The organism is Pseudomonadales bacterium (genome assembly GCA_024234215.1).
Lineage (GTDB): Bacteria > Pseudomonadota > Gammaproteobacteria > Pseudomonadales > UBA5862 > JACKOQ01.
Genome location: JACKOQ010000005.1, coordinates 188857 through 204932, shown reverse-complemented (window position 1 = coordinate 204932; position 16076 = coordinate 188857). Strand labels below are relative to the sequence as shown.

Annotated in this window: 13 protein-coding genes; all 13 read left to right on the top strand. The window is 61.9% G+C overall.

Going from position 1 to position 16076, the window contains the following annotated elements:
• Positions 1 to 80 precede the first annotated feature (80 nt).
• The 13 genes from ampD to H7A13_10440 all read left to right on the top strand — a co-directional run bounded on the left by ampD (position 81) and on the right by H7A13_10440 (position 16073).
• Positions 81 to 692 carry a 1,6-anhydro-N-acetylmuramyl-L-alanine amidase AmpD gene (gene ampD, locus H7A13_10500; GenBank protein ID MCP5333764.1) on the top strand — a complete coding sequence of 204 codons (612 nt, stop codon included), beginning with the start codon at positions 81 to 83 and terminating at the stop codon, positions 690 to 692.
• Positions 689 to 1594 carry a regulatory signaling modulator protein AmpE gene (gene ampE / locus H7A13_10495; GenBank protein ID MCP5333763.1) on the top strand — a complete coding sequence of 302 codons (906 nt, stop codon included), beginning with the start codon at positions 689 to 691 and terminating at the stop codon, positions 1592 to 1594. The genes ampD and ampE overlap by 4 nt, the downstream gene beginning before the upstream one ends.
• A 32-nt stretch (positions 1595 to 1626) precedes the next feature.
• Positions 1627 to 2574, top strand: coding sequence for an ROK family protein (locus H7A13_10490; GenBank protein MCP5333762.1), 948 nt, complete (start codon positions 1627 to 1629; stop codon positions 2572 to 2574).
• 73 nt (positions 2575 to 2647) lie between these two features.
• Positions 2648 to 5308, top strand: coding sequence for a pyruvate dehydrogenase (acetyl-transferring), homodimeric type (gene aceE, locus H7A13_10485; GenBank protein ID MCP5333761.1), 2661 nt, complete (start codon positions 2648 to 2650; stop codon positions 5306 to 5308).
• Between the two features lie 41 nt (positions 5309 to 5349).
• Positions 5350 to 6654: a 2-oxo acid dehydrogenase subunit E2 gene (locus H7A13_10480; GenBank protein MCP5333760.1), complete on the top strand. Its 1305-nt coding sequence runs from the start codon at positions 5350 to 5352 to the stop codon at positions 6652 to 6654.
• 183 nt (positions 6655 to 6837) lie between these two features.
• Positions 6838 to 8103, top strand: coding sequence for a cytochrome P450 (locus H7A13_10475; protein MCP5333759.1), 1266 nt, complete (start codon positions 6838 to 6840; stop codon positions 8101 to 8103).
• Positions 8104 to 8369: 266 nt separating this feature from the next.
• Positions 8370 to 9803 carry a cytochrome-c oxidase, cbb3-type subunit I gene (gene ccoN, locus H7A13_10470; GenBank protein MCP5333758.1) on the top strand — a complete coding sequence of 478 codons (1434 nt, stop codon included), beginning with the start codon at positions 8370 to 8372 and terminating at the stop codon, positions 9801 to 9803.
• Between the two features lie 13 nt (positions 9804 to 9816).
• Positions 9817 to 10425: a cytochrome-c oxidase, cbb3-type subunit II gene (ccoO, locus tag H7A13_10465; protein MCP5333757.1), complete on the top strand. Its 609-nt coding sequence runs from the start codon at positions 9817 to 9819 to the stop codon at positions 10423 to 10425.
• Positions 10426 to 10428: 3 nt separating this feature from the next.
• Positions 10429 to 10602, top strand: coding sequence for a cbb3-type cytochrome c oxidase subunit 3 (locus H7A13_10460; GenBank protein ID MCP5333756.1), 174 nt, complete (start codon positions 10429 to 10431; stop codon positions 10600 to 10602).
• Positions 10599 to 11483 carry a cytochrome-c oxidase, cbb3-type subunit III gene (gene ccoP / locus H7A13_10455; GenBank protein MCP5333755.1) on the top strand — a complete coding sequence of 295 codons (885 nt, stop codon included), beginning with the start codon at positions 10599 to 10601 and terminating at the stop codon, positions 11481 to 11483. Before H7A13_10460 ends, ccoP begins: the two co-directional genes overlap by 4 nt.
• Positions 11484 to 11610: 127 nt before the next feature.
• Positions 11611 to 13035, top strand: a complete 1425-nt coding sequence (ccoG, locus tag H7A13_10450) for a cytochrome c oxidase accessory protein CcoG (protein MCP5333754.1) — start codon at positions 11611 to 11613, stop codon at positions 13033 to 13035.
• A gap of 15 nt (positions 13036 to 13050) precedes the next feature.
• Positions 13051 to 13575: a FixH family protein gene (locus H7A13_10445; GenBank protein ID MCP5333753.1), complete on the top strand. Its 525-nt coding sequence runs from the start codon at positions 13051 to 13053 to the stop codon at positions 13573 to 13575.
• Positions 13572 to 16073: a heavy metal translocating P-type ATPase gene (locus H7A13_10440; protein MCP5333752.1), complete on the top strand. Its 2502-nt coding sequence runs from the start codon at positions 13572 to 13574 to the stop codon at positions 16071 to 16073. The genes H7A13_10445 and H7A13_10440 overlap by 4 nt, the downstream gene beginning before the upstream one ends.
• Positions 16074 to 16076 lie beyond the last annotated feature (3 nt).

The window sequence follows — 16076 nt, the reverse complement described above, 5'->3', positions numbered from 1 at the left end:
GTGAGGAGCCTCACTGGCTGACCGGATTGGACTTTTGGTCATCGATCTTCCAGACTCTGCGCAAGTGGAGACGGAAGTCGATGCAGCAGCGTGTGAACCAGCACTGGTGGCATGGCGCCAAGCGCCTGCCTTCCCCCAATCAGAATGAGCGGCCCGCCGCTGCGGCGATCACGCTGATCGTCATCCACAACATCTCCCTGCCGGCGGGCGAGTTTGGTGGATCGGCCATTGATGCACTCTTTCTCAACCAACTCGACATCTCGGCCCACCCCTCATTCAGCTCCTTGGCGGGCCTGCGCGTCTCTTCGCATCTGCTGATCCGCCGCGATGGTGCGGTTCACCAGTATGTCTCCTTCGATCGGCGGGCCTGGCACGCTGGGCGCTCCTGCTACCGCGGCGTTGTCGACTGCAATGATTTTTCGATTGGAATCGAGCTTGAAGGGACTGATCATACCCCTTATGAATCAATCCAGTATGAGCGGTTAGTCGAAATAGTCTCGGATTTGATGGCCTGCTATCCAACGCTCTCTCGCGAAGCCATCGTCGGCCATCAGCACATCGCACCGCAGCGCAAGAGCGATCCGGGACCGGCCTTTGACTGGGCAGGATTCCGTCAGCGACTGCATGAGCGTCTGGGTGCCATGACCGATGGCGGATGGACTGGGCAAACCGGCACAGGTGTCCTGCAATGAAGTTCCTGGCGCTGCTGATCACGCTCGCGATCGCGATGCTCTTTCCGTTTCGTCCGCTGTTGCATCGAGATGCGTTCTTCATCGCTTTCCGCGACTGGATGGCCCGCCATGCGCCGTCCGAACCGGGTTCGACCCTGTCGATCCTGCTGGGCGCACTGCTGCCGGCGCTGCTGATCGCGCTGCTGCTGGCGCTGCTGCAAGGCTGGCTGCTGGGGCTGGTCGGGCTGGTGGCGGGTTGTGCAATTCTGCTCTACAGCCTCGAGCGTCGGGATCTGCTGGCCGATCTGTCGCGCTATCGTCTGGCCTGGAGCCGTGGCGATGCCCATGCGGCCTGGCGAATCGCCATCGAAACTCGACTGCTGCCGACCGAATGCACGCCGACCACTGCGATCGAACTGAACAGGCTGGTTGCGCAGGGTATCGCGGTGCGTGCACTGAGCGGGCTGTTCACACTGCTCTTCTGGTTCTTTCTGCTGGGGCCTGCCGCCGTGCTCTTTCTGCGGCTGATTCAACTGCCAACGGCCGAGAGTGGGGTGGAGCGACTGGAGCCCGGCAGTGCCAGTGGGCGCCTGCTCGAATTGGCACAGTGGTTGCCCATGCGATTGCTGGGGGGCTGTTTCATGCTGGCGGGTGACTGGGGGCGCGCCTGGCCCTGCTGGAGCGGTAGCCTGACCGATTTCGACAGCAGCGCAGCCGATCTGATTGGCCGGTTGGCGCTGGCAGCGGCGGCCATCGATCAGCCACTCGATCTGTCCGACGCTGTGTCGCTCGACAGTGAACCGAGCGCCAGTGCGGCCGTGGTGAAAACGGGCAATGCGCAGATCGAAGCCATGACCGCGCTGCTTCGGCGTGGGCTGATCATCTGGGTGACACTCTTTGCGTTGCTGACCCTGCTGGGTTGAGCCAACAGCATCTGATTGGGAGGGCGACATTGATGCGACTCGGCATTGATCTGGGCGGCACCAAGATCGAGGGCGTGGCCCTCGATGAGACGGGCGAGATCTGCTGTCGGAAGCGGCTGCCCACCCCGGCCGGGAGTTACGAAGAGACGCTGGAGGCCATCGTTGAACTGGTATGCCAGATCGAACGTCAGACCGGTCGCAGCGGCACCCTCGGCATCGGCACACCGGGGGCGGTGTCGCGGATGAGCGGACAGATCAAGAACAGCAACTCCACCTGTCTGAACGGACAGTTCCTGCGCGAGGATCTGACCCGCAGACTCGGTCGCGAGGTGCGCATCGCCAACGATGCCGACTGTTTTGCACTCTCCGAGGCCAGTGACGGTGCCGGCACCGGACATGCGGTGGTCTTCGGCGTCATCCTCGGCACCGGCGCCGGAGGTGGCATCGTCGTCAACGGCCAGCTGGTGAATGGCCCGAATGCCATTGCCGGTGAGTGGGGTCACAATCCGCTCTACTTCAGCGCACGGGATCAGAACTCCGCCGACTGGTTCAGCGCGGACCGCCCAGAGCGCGCACAACTGCTGCCCGATGGCAACCGCCGCTGCAACTGCGGCCGGCTCAACTGCAACGAGACCTACATCTCTGGCAGCGGCTTGCAGTTGAGTTACCAGGAGCAGGGCGGGGAATCGCTCACCGCAGTCGAAATTGCCGAGCTGGCGCGCAACGGTGATCCGCTGGCGGAACGCACCTTGCAGCTTTATCAACGTCAGCTGGCGCGGGCATTGGCCAGCGTGATCAACATTCTCGATCCGGATGCCATTGTGCTGGGCGGCGGGGTCTCCAACATCGATTCGCTCTATGACGAAGTGCCGCGGCTGTGGCAGCCCCATGTGTTTTCGGATCGGGTGGACACGCCACTGCTGAAGGCCAAACATGGCGATTCGAGCGGCGTGCGCGGTGCCGCCTGGCTCTGGCCCTGAGGATCGACTGAACTGCTGCGCTATCCGTGAAAATATCGATGACCCGAAGGAGGGTCTGGCGATGAGTGACTCCATGCATGATGACATCGACCCGCTCGAAACCGGGGAGTGGTTGCAGGCGCTCGATTCGGTGATGCAGCAGGAGGGACGCGAGCGAGCGGCCTTCCTGATCGAGCAGCTGATCGAGCGCGCCGGACGCCGCGCGGTCAAACTCCCCTCGGCGGTCACCACGCCCTATCGCAACACCATTGCGGTGCAGGATGAGGCACGCATTCCCGGCAACATCTTCATGGATCGACGGATTCGCTCGCTGATTCGCTGGAATGCCTTTGCGATGGTGATGCGCGCCAACCAGACCGACCATGACCTGGGCGGCCACATCAGCAGCTTTGCATCGAGCGCCACCCTCTATGAGATCGGTTTCGGTTACTTCTTTCGAGGCACCAACGCACAGCAGTTGGGTGACCTCATCTATTTTCAGGGCCACTCCGCCCCCGGTATCTATGCCCGCTCGTTTCTGGAGGGGCGGCTGGATGAGACCCGTCTCGACAACTTCCGCCAGGAGGTTGCGGGGCATGGACTCTCCTCCTATCCGCATCCATGGCTGATGCCCGACTACTGGCAGTTCCCGACCGTGTCGATGGGGCTGGGACCGATCCAGGCGATCTATCAGGCGCATTTTCTGCGCTATCTCGAAAACCGGGGTCTGCTGCCCGCCAGCGGGCGCAAGGTGTGGTGTTTTCTCGGTGATGGTGAGTGTGACGAGCCCGAGGCGCTGGGAGCCATCGCACTCGCGGGGCGGGAGAAACTCGACAACCTCATCTTCGTCATCAATTGCAATCTGCAGCGGCTCGATGGGCCGGTGCGCGGCAACGGCAAGATCATCCAGGAGCTGGAGGGGCAGTTCACCGGCGCCAACTGGAATGTGATCAAGGTGGTCTGGGGCAGCCTGTGGGATCCGCTGTTCGCCAAGGACAGCGATGGCCTGCTGCAACGGCGGATGGATGAGGTGGTCGACGGTGAGTTCCAGAACTACAAGGCCAAGGGCGGTGGCTACACGCGCGAGCACTTCTTCGGCAAATCGCCGGAACTGCTGAAGATGGTCGAGCATCTGAGCGATGCCGACATCTACCGGCTCAATCGGGGTGGCCACGATCCGCGCAAGGTCTATGCCGCCTATGCGCAGGCGGTGGCCCATGCCGGGCAGCCGACGGTGATTCTGGCCAAGACCATCAAGGGCTACGGCTTTGGCACTGCGGTGGAGTCGCAGAACTACACCCATTCGGTCAAGAAGCTCGATCAGGAGAACATGCGGGCATTTCGTGACCGCTTCGACATTCCGCTCAGCGATGAGCAGTTGCAGGAGATTCCGTTCTACCGCCCATCGGCCGACAGTCAGGAGGCACTCTACTTGGCTCAGCAGCGCGAACGATTGGGCGGTCACCTGCCCCAGCGCCATGCCGAGGTCGAACGGTTGGCGACGCCTGCACTCGAGCTCTTTGCCACGCAGCTCAAGGGCAGTGGGACGCGGGAGATCTCCACCACCATGGCCTTTGTGCGAATGCTTGGCAGCCTGATGAAAGACCCTGAGATCGGCGCACGCATCGTGCCGATCGTGCCCGACGAGGCGCGCACCTTCGGCATGGAGGGGATGTTCCCGCAGTTCGGCATCTATGCGGCGCAGGGACAGCTGTACCGTCCGGTCGATGCCGATCAGGCGATGGGCTACCGCGAGGATCAGAAGGGACAGATTCTGGAAGAGGGCATCACTGAAGCCGGCGCGATGGCCGCCTGGATCGCCGCGGCCACCTCCTACAGCAGCAACCGGTTGTCGATGATTCCGTTCTTCATCTTCTATTCGATGTTCGGCCTGCAGCGGGTGGGGGATCTGGTGTGGGCGGCCGGAGACATCCAGGCGCGTGGCTTTCTGATCGGCGCCACCTCCGGCCGCACCACCCTGAACGGCGAGGGGTTGCAGCATCAGGATGGCCACAGCCACCTGCTGGCGTCGACCCTGCCCAACTGTGTCGCCTACGATCCCGCCTATGCCTATGAACTGGCGCTGATCATCCGCCACGGCATCGAGCAGATGTATGGCGAAGGGCGCAACTGTTTCTATTACCTCACGGTGCTGAACGAAAACTTGCCACAGCCGGCGCTGCCGGAGGGTGTCGAGGAGGGGGTGATTCGCGGCATTTATCTGCTGAAAGAGCTGCAACCGACGCAACAGCCGGCGCGCGGAGAGATCCAACTGCTCGGCAGTGGTGCCATCCTGCGCGAGGTCGAGGCGGCAGCGACGATTTTGGCTGAAGAGTACCGGTTGGCGGTCAGACTGTTCAGCGTGACCAGCTTCAATGAACTGCGGCGTGACGGCTTGGAGGTGTCACGCTGGAACCGTCTGCATCCCGAAGCCGAGCCACGGCAGAGCCATGTCGAGCAGCTCCTGGGGCAGTGGCAGGCGCCAGTGGTGGCCGCGACCGACTATCTCAAAAGCGTGGCCGACCAGATTCGTGAGTTCGTGCCGGGCTGTTACCGCACGCTGGGCACCGATGGTTTCGGTCGCAGCGACAGCCGTGCGCAGTTGCGGCGCTTCTTCGAGGTCGACCGCCACCATGTGGTGGTGACCGCACTCAAGGCCCTCGCCGACGAGGGCGTGGTCGCGGCGGCCGAAGTGAGTGCAGCCATCGTTCGCTTCGGGATCGATGCCGACCGACCGATCGCGACCCGGCTGTAACCCGTGCCGCCGTTCGAGCGCAGCAGAGCAAGGAGATCAAGGTGAACAAGATCGAGGTGGTGGTTCCGGAGCTGGGTGGCGCAGACCATGCCGAGGTGATCGAGATTCCGGTCGAAGCAGGCGTGCAGATTGCGGCCGGCGCCACGCTGGTCGTGGTCGAATCGGAAAAGGCGGCAATGGAGATTCCGGCGCCGGTGGCAGGGCAGGTGATGGCGATCAAGGTGGCGCTGGGAGATGAAGTACGCGCCGGCACCCTGATCGCGCTGATCGAATCGGTACAAGCCGCTCCCGCCAACATCGAGGTGGAGCCGCCTGCCGCAGCCATTGCCGAGGCGCCAGCGCCAACCCCGCCGAAACCGGTCGAGCCGGCCGTGCAGGCGCCTGAGCCTTCCCCCGCTCGCACTGAACCAGCAGCGGCCGCCATGGCCGAAGGTGAAAAACTGCTCCACGCCGGACCCGCCGTGCGCAAACTGGCGCGGGAGCTGGGTGTGCCACTGGAGCAGGTCAAACCGACCGGTCCCAGGCAGCGCATCACCAAGGAGGATCTGACCGGTTTCATCCGGCAGCGGGTGGCGGCGCCGCCGATGACGACGCCGGGCCTGCCGCTGGAGCCGGTATTCGGTCCGACGCTGGCCGATGCGGCCCGCTTTGGCGCGGTGCGCAGCGAGCCACTGTCGCGCATCCAGCGGGTGGCGGCACGCAACCTCAGCCGCAGTTGGCTCACCATTCCCCATGTCACCCACTTCGATGAGGCTGACATCGGTGAATTGGAGAAATTTCGTCGTGCCGAACGGGAGCGTGCGCCAGCCGATGCCGCGCCGCTGACGATATTGCCGTTCATCATCCGCGCAGCGGTGGCGGCGTTGCGCCTGCATCCGCGGTTCAACGCATCGCTCGATTCGAGTGGCGAAGCGCTGATCATCAAGGAGCACTACCACCTCGGCATCGCCGTCGACACTCCGCAAGGGCTGCTGGTGCCGGTGCTGCGTGATGCGCAGGACAAGGGGCTGTTGCAGTTGTCCGCAGAGTTGCGCGACCTCTCCGAGCGGGCGCGGCAGTTGCGTCTCAAGCCGGACGAGATGCAGGGTGCCACCTTCACCATCACCAGTCTGGGTGGCCTGGGCGGCATCGGTTTCACGCCGATCATCAACGCGCCAGAGGTGGCCATCCTCGGTGTCTGCCGCGCGCAGATCAAGCCCCATTTCGATGGTATTGGTTTCGTGCCGAGCACCCGCCTGCCGCTGTCACTCTCCTATGACCACCGCGTGCTCAATGGCGCCGATGCTGCGCGTTTCTGCAACCAGTTGGTGGCCAATCTCGAGGATCTGCGTCGCCTGTTGCTATAGTGTGCGAACGGGCATATCCATCTTGACCCGAGATGGATATGATTCGCGCGGAATCGCGGTTGGCCCGCCGCGTTTCGTTATCGTCACGACTGGGCCTCATGGGACACAGGCATGGATGCGTCTGCCGGAGGCGATGCTTCATGCTGGTTCATCTGCATCACCTCATCCAAGGAAACCGTAAACATGTCCACCGCCAACGCGACCGAAAAACCCACCTTTCTGAAACTGCGAGGCCGGGATCCCTACTCGATTCCACTCGATCAGTTCGACCTGTCACAACCTTCTCTTTATCAGACCGACACTGTCTGGCCATTTTTGGACCGTCTGCGCAAGGAAGATCCCGTCAACCGCTGCTCCGACTCACTGTTCGGCCCCTATTGGTCGGTGACCAGATACAAGGACATCATGGCGGTCGAGGGTGCACACCACATCTACTCTTCCGAACCGAACATCCAGCTGCAGGACATCACCGACGAGATGCCGATCCAGATGTTCATCGCGATGGATGAGCCCAGGCATGGGGCGCAACGCAAGGTGGTGCAGCCGGGTGTCGCGCCGCAGCGGCTGGCGCAGATGGAACCGCTGATCCGTCAGCGCATCGGCACCATTCTCGACAACCTGCCGGTGGGTGAGACCTTCGACTGGGTCGATCGGGTGTCGATCGAACTGACCACCCAGATGCTGGCGACACTGTTTGATTTTCCGTTCGAGGAGCGGCGCAAGCTCACCTTCTGGTCCGATGCTACCACGGTCATTCCCGGACCCGATGCCATCGTCAAGACCCAGGAAGAGAAGATGGCGGCGATGATGGAGTGTCTGAACTGCTTCACCCAGATCTGGAAGGAGCGGGCGGCGGGTGAACCGCGCGACGACTTCATCTCCATGCTGGCCCATGGCGAAGCCACCCGCAACATGAGCACGATGGAGTACCTCGGCAACCTGCTGTTGCTGATCATCGGCGGCAACGACACCACCCGCAACTCATTGAGTGGCGGTGTGGTCGCACTGAATGAAAATCCGGAACAGTATCAGAAATTGCGCGACAACCCCGGACTGATTCCGAAGATGGTCCCCGAGATCATCCGCTGGCAGACCCCGATCATCAGCATGCGCCGCACCGCCCTGCAGGACACCACGCTGGGCGGCAAGCAGATCCGCAAGGGTGACAAGGTGGTGATGTGGTATGTCTCCGGCAACCGTGATGAAGAGGTGATCGAGCGTCCCTACGAATTCCTGATCGACCGTGACAATCCGCGCAACCACCTCTCGTTCGGTTTTGGCATCCACCGCTGCATGGGCAACCGTCTGGCCGAGATGCAACTGCGGGTGACCTGGGAAGAGATCCAGAAGCGCTTCCGGATGGTGGAGATGGTCGGCCAGCCAGAGCGTGCCTTCTCGTCGCTGATCCGTGGCATCACCCACCTGCCGGTGCAGGTGCATCCGCTGTAGATCAGCACCGAGCGCCCGACACCGTCTGCTGACGATGCCGGGTGGTAGCGAATCCGCTGAAGCCGGCCCGGGCGTGCTCCGGACCGGCTTTTTTGTCGTGAATGAGACTGCCTCGGTCATGGCGATTGACGGGCATGAATCAGAAAGAGAGCCAAGATCAAGATGTTGATCGAGAAGAGCATGCTGCGACCGATTGACGCAAGTCATGGTTGCACCCGGCTGGATCGGCTAACATTCGCTTCAAGTCTCCACACAGGAAACAGGATATGACCACAGCGATCGATCACCCGCTTTACAACTACAAGGTTGTCCGCCAGTTCGCCATCATGGCGGTGGTGTGGGGCATTGTCGGCATGGGCGTCGGGGTGCTGCTTGCGGCCCAGCTCGCCTGGCCGGCGCTCAATCTGGACTTGCCCTGGACCCATTTCGGCCGCTTGCGACCGCTGCACACCAATGCGGTGATCTTCGCCTTTGGTGGCTGCGCCCTGATGGGCACTTCCTTTTATATCGTGCAGCGCACCTGCAAGGCGCGGCTGTTTTCGGATGGATTGGCCAGCTTCGTCTTCTGGGGCTGGCAGCTGGTGATCCTGAGCGCAGCCATCACGCTGCCGCTGGGGCTGACCACGGCCAAGGAGTATGCCGAGCTGGAGTGGCCGATCGACATCCTGATCGCCGTCGTCTGGATCTCCTACGCAGTGGTCTTCTTCGGCACCCTGATCAAGCGCAAGACACCGCACATCTATGTGGCCAACTGGTTTCTGGGGGCCTTCATCATCGCGGTGGCGCTGCTGCATGTGGTCAACAGCGTGGCGATTCCGGTCTCGCTGTTCAAATCCTATTCGGTCTACTCCGGCACCATCGATGCGATGGTGCAGTGGTGGTATGGCCACAATGCGGTCGGCTTTTATCTGACGGCCGGTTTTCTTGGGATGATGTACTACTTCATTCCCAAGCAGGCCGAGCGTCCGGTCTACTCCTATCGGCTGTCGATCGTGCATTTCTGGGCGCTGATCTGCGTCTACATGTGGGCGGGGCCCCACCACCTGCACTACAGCGCCCTGCCTGACTGGGCGCAGAGCGTCGGCATGGTGATGTCACTGGTGCTGTTGGCACCGTCATGGGGGGGCATGATCAACGGCATCATGACCCTCTCGGGCGCGTGGGAGAAGCTGCGTACCGACCCGATCATCAAGTTCCTGATCGTCTCGCTCTCTTTCTATGGCATGTCGACCTTCGAAGGACCGATGATGTCGATCAAGACCGTCAATGCGCTGTCGCACAACACCGACTGGACCATCGGCCATGTCCACTCGGGTGCGCTGGGCTGGGTGGCGATGATCTCGATCGGCTCGCTCTACCACATGATTCCGATCATGTTCGGCAAGAAGCAGGGCGAGATGTTCAGCATTCCGCTGATCAACTTCCACTTCTGGCTCTCGACCATCGGCACCGTGCTCTACATCGCCTCGATGTGGGTGAACGGCATCATGCAGGGGCTGATGTGGCGTGCGGTCAACACCGATGGCACCCTCACTTACAGCTTCGCTGAAGCGGTCGAGGCGAGTTATCCCGGCTATGTGGTGCGTTTCGTCGGTGGTGCGATCTTCTTCTTCGGGATGTTGGTGATGGCCTACAACGTCTGGAAGACTGCGCGCCCTGCCGATGCATCCATTGCCCACGCCATTCCCCAAGCCGGTTGACGGGAGCCGCATCATGAAACATGACCTGATCGAGAAAAACCTGGGAGTGATGATCGTGCTGGTTGCGATCGTCATCAGTTTTGGTGGGTTGGCGGAGATTCCCCCTCTTTTTTTCATACAGGGCAACACCCAGCCAGTGGCCGGCCTGACACCGCTGAAGCCGCTGGAGCTGGCAGGGCGCGACATCTACATCCGTGAAGGCTGTCATGTCTGCCACACCCAGATGGTGCGCCCTTTCCGCAGCGAGACCGAGCGCTATGGTCACTATACGGTGGCCGGTGAACAGGTCTATGAGCATCCCTTCCTGTGGGGATCGAAGCGAACCGGACCGGACCTTGCCCGCGTCGGTGGTCGCTACAGCGATGACTGGCACCGGGCACACCTCTACAACCCGCGTGATGTCGTGCCCGAGTCGAACATGCCTGCCTTCACTTGGCTGTTCGACAGCGAGGTCGATGCCAGTCAGATCCAGGCCAAGATGCGGGCGTTGCGCACCGTGGGTGTTCCTTACAGCGATGCCGAGATCGAGGCGGCGCCGCAGGCCCTGCAGAGCAGATCGGAAGCCGATGCCATGGTCGCGTACCTGCAGCAACTCGGCACAGTGATGCAATCGGTGAAATAGCGCATGGAGATCAATACGGTCCGTGCCGTCAGCACGGTGGTGGTCATGCTGCTGTTTGTCGCCATCTGTCTGTGGGCTTACAGCAGCAAACGCAAATCTGCCTTCGACGAAGCGGCGCAACTGCCGTTCGACGATGAAGCTGAAACAACTCCGAATTCAAGAGGTAAGGGTCAATGAGTACCTTCTGGAGCCTGTGGGTGATGGTGCTGGTCGCGGTGACCGCGGTGGGGAGCTGGTGGTTGCTGCAATCCAACCGCAAGGTGCCGCCGGGCGAGGGGGCAACGACCGGTCATGAGTGGGATGGCATCGAAGAGCTGAACAATCCGCTGCCGTACTGGTGGTACATGATGTTCATTCTCTCGCTGCTGTTTCTGGTGGCCTATCTGGTGCTCTACCCGGGGTTTGGCAACTTTCCCGGTGTGCTGAACTGGAGTTCCACGGGTGCCTGGCAGAAAGAGGTGCAGGAGGCCGAGAAGGAGTTTGGTCCGCTGTTTGTCCGTTACGGTGCGATGTCGGTCGAGCAGTTGCAGCAGGAGCCGCAGGCGCTGAAGATGGGACAGCGCATCTTCGCCACCAACTGCTCGGTCTGTCACGGTTCATCGGCAACCGGCAGCTTCGGTTTTCCCAATCTGACCGACAGCGAGTGGCTTTATGGTGGCACTGCCGAGGCGATCGAGACCACGATTCTGAGCGGCCGCCGTGGTCAGATGCCGCCGTGGGGGCCCATATTGGGCGATGAAAAGGTCAAGCAGGTGACCGCGCATGTGGTCAATCTCAGCGGTGGCACTGCCGATCCGAAACTGGCAGAGGCGGGCAAAGCGCTCTTCGCTTCGACCTGCACGGCCTGTCACGGCATGGATGGCAAGGGCAATCAGCTGATCGGTGCTCCTGATCTGACCAATGCCATCTGGCTTTATGGCGGCGCGCCGGGGCAGATCGAGCACAGCATCGCTGCCGGCCGGGCCGGACAGATGCCGACCTTCGAGCAGACGCTGGGTGCGCAGAAGGTCCGCATCGTCGCTGCTTATGTCTACTCGCTCTCCCAACCGAAGAAGTAGCGGTTTAAAGCGACTTCAATCTGAGTTCGACATCCCGGTGAGGATGGCCGCATGGTCACCATCACCGGGATGACTCGAACAAATCGTACTGTTGTACACTCTGACCTCACCCTGCCGCGGGACAGTCATGCCTCAACGTCTTCCGGTTCGCGAGATTGATCCGAAACAGCCTCCGGTGACCGATTCCCGGGAGCTCGACCTGTATGAGAAACGCGAGAAGATCTACACCCGCAAGATCGAAGGTTTCTTTCAGCGCATTCGGCTTTACACCGGCTGGCCGCTGCTGCTGGGTTACTTCCTGCTGCCATGGATCAACTGGAATGGGCATCAGTCGCTGCTGTGGAGTCTGCCCGAGCGCAAGTTCTACATCCTGAACTGGACCTTCTGGCCGCAGGATTTCGTCTTTCTGGCCTGGCTGCTGATCATCTGTGCCTTTGGCCTGTTTTTCGTCACCAACTGGCTTGGGCGGGTCTGGTGTGGCTATACCTGTCCGCAGACGGTCTGGACTGCCATCTACATGTGGATGGAGCAGTTTGCCGAAGGTTCACGCAACCAGCGTATCAAGCTGGATCAGGCCCCCTGGTCAGCCGAAAAGCTGTTCAAGAAGGGCCTCAAGCATGCCATGTGGCTCGGCTTCGGCTTCTGGACCGGCCTGACCTTTGTCGGCTACTTCACGCCGATTCGTGAACTGCTGCCCGATCTGGTGCTATTGCAGGCCCATCCGGTGGCGGCCTTCTGGACGCTGTTTTTCATGCTGGCCACCTATGTCAATGCCGGCTGGATGCGCGAGCAGGTCTGCAAATACATGTGTCCCTATGCACGCTTCCAGTCGGCGATGTTCGACCGGGACACCCTGATCATTTCCTACGATGCGGCACGGGGCGAACCGCGTGGTTCGCGCAAGCGCGGTGACGCAGCCGAAAAACAGGAACTTGGGGACTGCATCAACTGCACGGTCTGCGTGCAGGTCTGTCCGACCGGCATCGATATCCGCGATGGCCTGCAGTATGAGTGCATCGGCTGTGCACTCTGCATCGATGGCTGCAATGAAGTGATGGACAAGATGGGCTACCCGCGCGGGTTGATCCGCTACACGACGCTGGCCGAACTCGAAACCGGCAAAAGGCATATCCTGCGGCCACGGTTGGTCGGCTATGGCGTGGCGATCCTGGTGATGATCGGGCTGTTCGGTTACCGGCTCTATCAGCGCATCCCGCTCGAACTCGACATCATCCGTGACCGCAATCAACTGTTCACCATGAGCAGTGATGGCGGCATCGAGAACAGCTATACCCTCAAGATTCTCAACATGGACAGTGCCCCGCACCGCTACCGGATCACGGCCACCGGCATCGATGGCTTGAAAATCCAGGGCGCCACCGAAGCCGAGGTGAATGGATCAGAGGTGCTCTCACTGCCGCTGCGACTCACAGTGCCGGCGCAGCAGCTGGGTCAGGGCTCGCGCAAGATTCTCTTCTCGCTGGAGGCCATCGACCGTGATGATTATCGAATCACTCAGGAGAGTCGATTCATTGGCCCTGCGCAACGCTGAAGGAGGGTGTCCATCATGTCGTCTGCCACGTCAACCCTTCCTGCTCCATGGTATCGTCAGTTCTGGCCCTGGTTCCTCATCGCGCTGCCGCTGCTGTCGGTGGTGGCGGGGCTGATCCTGCTCGGCTTCGCGCTCGACAGCCGTGACAGCCTGGTGCGGGACGACTATTACAAAGAGGGGATGATGATCAACCAGTCGATCCGGCGCGATCAGGCCGCGGCCGCCGCCCGGTTGTCAGCCCGCATCGAGCTGTCCGCCGATGCGAGGGAACTTCTGGTGGTCCTGGAGGGTGAACTCACCGACTGGCCGAGTGCATTGACGCTCGAACTGGACCATCCCACGCTGGCCGAACAGGATCAGCGCTTCACGCTGGTACAGGTGGCGCCGCGTCACTATCGCACCCTGCTCGAGCGGCCACCCCATGGCCGTTTTCACCTCTCTGTTGCCCCGGCAACCTTGGACAGGGGTGACTGGCGACTCAAAGGGGAGGCCGAGCTGCCTCGACCGGTTGAATTGCGGGCTGCATTCAAGCCGGGATGAAGTGCTACCACTGTGACCTGCCGATTGCGCAGCCCGATCCGCTGCAGGTGGAGATCGAGGGCACATTGCGGCCAATGTGCTGTCCCGGCTGCGCCGCGGTTGCGCGCAGCATTGTCGAAGGAGGGTTGGACCGCTTCTACCGGTTGCGAGACCGACCAGCCCTGAATCCCGATGATCCCGCGCTGTCCGGCCTGCCCGACTTCAGCGAGTATGACCACCCGGCGGTGGCGGCTGAACTGGTACAGGTGGCGGAGGATGGCAGCCACCATGTTTCATTGCTGCTGGCGGGAATGAATTGCGCCGCCTGCGTCTGGCTGATCGAATCCGGTCTGAAGGCGCAATCCGGCATCCGCAGTATCAGCGTCAATTTTGACCAGCGACGCGCCGAGGTGAACTGGCAGGCTGACCAGATTCGGCTTGGCGAGATCGTCGCCACGCTGCATCGGCTGGGCTATCGTGCCGAACCTTTCACTGTCACCGCAAAAGAGCAGTTGCTGCAGCGGGAGCGTCGCGATCTGCTGATCGGGCTGGGTTTTGCCGGCATCGGCATGATGCAGGTGATGATGTACAGCGGCGCGCTCTATCTCGACGATTTTCTTGAATTCGAGCGCAACTATCAGACGTTACTGCGCTGGGCCAGCCTGCTGCTGACCCTGCCGGTGGTGGCGATCTCTTCCCGGCCCTTTTTCAGCGGTGCCTGGCGTGATCTGCGCCAGCGTCGCCCCGGCATGGATGTGCCGGTCGCACTGGCCATCGCACTGGCTTTTCTGGTCAGTGTCTGGGCCACCTTCACTCAGGGGCCGGCGGTCTACTTCGACTCGGTGGTGATGTTCGTCTTTTTTCTGCTGCTGGGCCGCTTTCTGGAGCGCACCGTGCGTGAGCGTGCGGGTCTGGCGGCGCTCGATCTGCGCAGTCGCCTGCCACGGTTGGCAACCCGGGTGTGCGAGAAAGGTGAAGAGTCCGTGCCACTGCGACGGCTGCAAGTGGGCGATCTGCTGCTGATTCGGCCCGGTGAGGTGATCCCGACCGATGGCGTGGTGCAAAACGGCCGCAGCAGTGTCGATGAATCGCTGTTGACTGGTGAACGTCTGCCGGTGCTTCGCGAAGTGGGTGATCGGCTGCTCGGTGGTTCGATCAATCTGGAGCAGGCGCTGTGGATCAGCGTCAGTTGCGGGGTCGAGCACTCCCGCCTGGCGATGATCGAACGACTGCTGCAGCAGGCGCAGGCTGACAAGCCGCACATCATCCAGTTGACCGATCGCATCGCCAGCCACTTCGTCACCGTCATGCTCGGTTGCGCCGCATCGGTCTATCTCTTCTGGTGGTGGCAGGGGTCGGCGGATGCTTTCTGGATCACGCTTTCGGTGCTGGTGATCACCTGTCCCTGTGCGCTGTCTCTGGCCACGCCGACCGTGTTGACGGCAGCGACCCTTGCTCTGCAGAAGCAGGGTTTTCTGGCGATCAAGGGTCATGTGATCGAGAGCCTGAATCAGATCGATCAGGTGGTTTTCGACAAGACCGGCACCCTGACCGAGCAACGCCTGCGGTTGCTCAGGACCCTGCCTGCTGCCGGACTCGATGCCGATGGCTGCCTGGCATTGGCCGCGGCCCTGGAAGGTGCATCGCGACATCCGATTGCCGCCACCCTGATCGATGCAGCGGCCAGCCGTGCGTTGCCGGTTTCACGGGTGATTGAGCTGTGCTCGAGTGCCGGGCAGGGCGTTGAAGGTGTATGGCGGGGCGAGAGCGTTCGCATCGGCACGCCGGAGTTCATCCGGGCTCTGTTGCGGTCAGAGCAGCCGGTGACGCCGCCTTCGGCGGATGGCAAGTGGCTTGCGTTGGCCAGCGAGTCGCAACTGCTGGCCTGGTTCGAACTGGAAGAGCCGCAACGCCGTGATGCGGCCGCAAGTCTGCGGCAACTGGCCTCACGGGGCTTGCATCTCGCCTTGATGAGTGGCGATGTCCCGGCTGCGGTTGCACCCCTGGCCGCCTCACTGAATCTGGTCGACTGGCAGGCCAGCATGACGCCGGAGGCCAAGCTGGCGGCCGTCAGAGCGCGCCAGCAGAGTGGTGCCAAGGTGTTGATGGTGGGCGATGGCGTCAATGATGCGCCAGTGCTTGCCGGCGCCAACTTGGCGGTGGCCATCGATGAAGGCAGCGACCTCGCCAAGAGTTCGGCCGACGCCATCATCCTGAACGGCCGACTGTCGTCGCTGGTGGCCGCCTTCGTGGTGGCCGACCGAAGCAGTCGGGTGATCCGACAGAATCTGCTCTGGGCCTTTGGCTACAACCTGCTGGCGATTCCGTTTGCCGCGGCCGGCTGGGTGTCGCCCTATCTGGCGGCGCTCGGGATGAGCCTCAGCTCGCTGCTGGTGGTGGCCAATGCCCTGCGGCTGCTGCGACCGGTTGCAACCGGGCTGACGGAAGCACCACTCACGCTGTCATCGGCGCTGCCGGGCCCTCCGCGCGCCGTTCCGCTCTCGCAAACGGTGGAGTAGCGG

Coding starts and splice junctions, on each gene's coding strand:
- H7A13_10490 (MCP5333762.1), top strand. CDS start 1,627: ATGCGACTCGGCATTGATCTGGGCGGCACCAAGATCGAGGGCGTGGCC.
- ccoN (MCP5333758.1), top strand. CDS start 8,370: ATGACCACAGCGATCGATCACCCGCTTTACAACTACAAGGTTGTCCGC.
- ccoG (MCP5333754.1), top strand. CDS start 11,611: ATGCCTCAACGTCTTCCGGTTCGCGAGATTGATCCGAAACAGCCTCCG.
- ccoP (MCP5333755.1), top strand. CDS start 10,599: ATGAGTACCTTCTGGAGCCTGTGGGTGATGGTGCTGGTCGCGGTGACC.
- ampE (MCP5333763.1), top strand. CDS start 689: ATGAAGTTCCTGGCGCTGCTGATCACGCTCGCGATCGCGATGCTCTTT.
- H7A13_10440 (MCP5333752.1), top strand. CDS start 13,572: ATGAAGTGCTACCACTGTGACCTGCCGATTGCGCAGCCCGATCCGCTG.
- aceE (MCP5333761.1), top strand. CDS start 2,648: ATGCATGATGACATCGACCCGCTCGAAACCGGGGAGTGGTTGCAGGCG.
- H7A13_10475 (MCP5333759.1), top strand. CDS start 6,838: ATGTCCACCGCCAACGCGACCGAAAAACCCACCTTTCTGAAACTGCGA.
- ccoO (MCP5333757.1), top strand. CDS start 9,817: ATGAAACATGACCTGATCGAGAAAAACCTGGGAGTGATGATCGTGCTG.
- H7A13_10445 (MCP5333753.1), top strand. CDS start 13,051: ATGTCGTCTGCCACGTCAACCCTTCCTGCTCCATGGTATCGTCAGTTC.
- H7A13_10460 (MCP5333756.1), top strand. CDS start 10,429: ATGGAGATCAATACGGTCCGTGCCGTCAGCACGGTGGTGGTCATGCTG.
- ampD (MCP5333764.1), top strand. CDS start 81: ATGCAGCAGCGTGTGAACCAGCACTGGTGGCATGGCGCCAAGCGCCTG.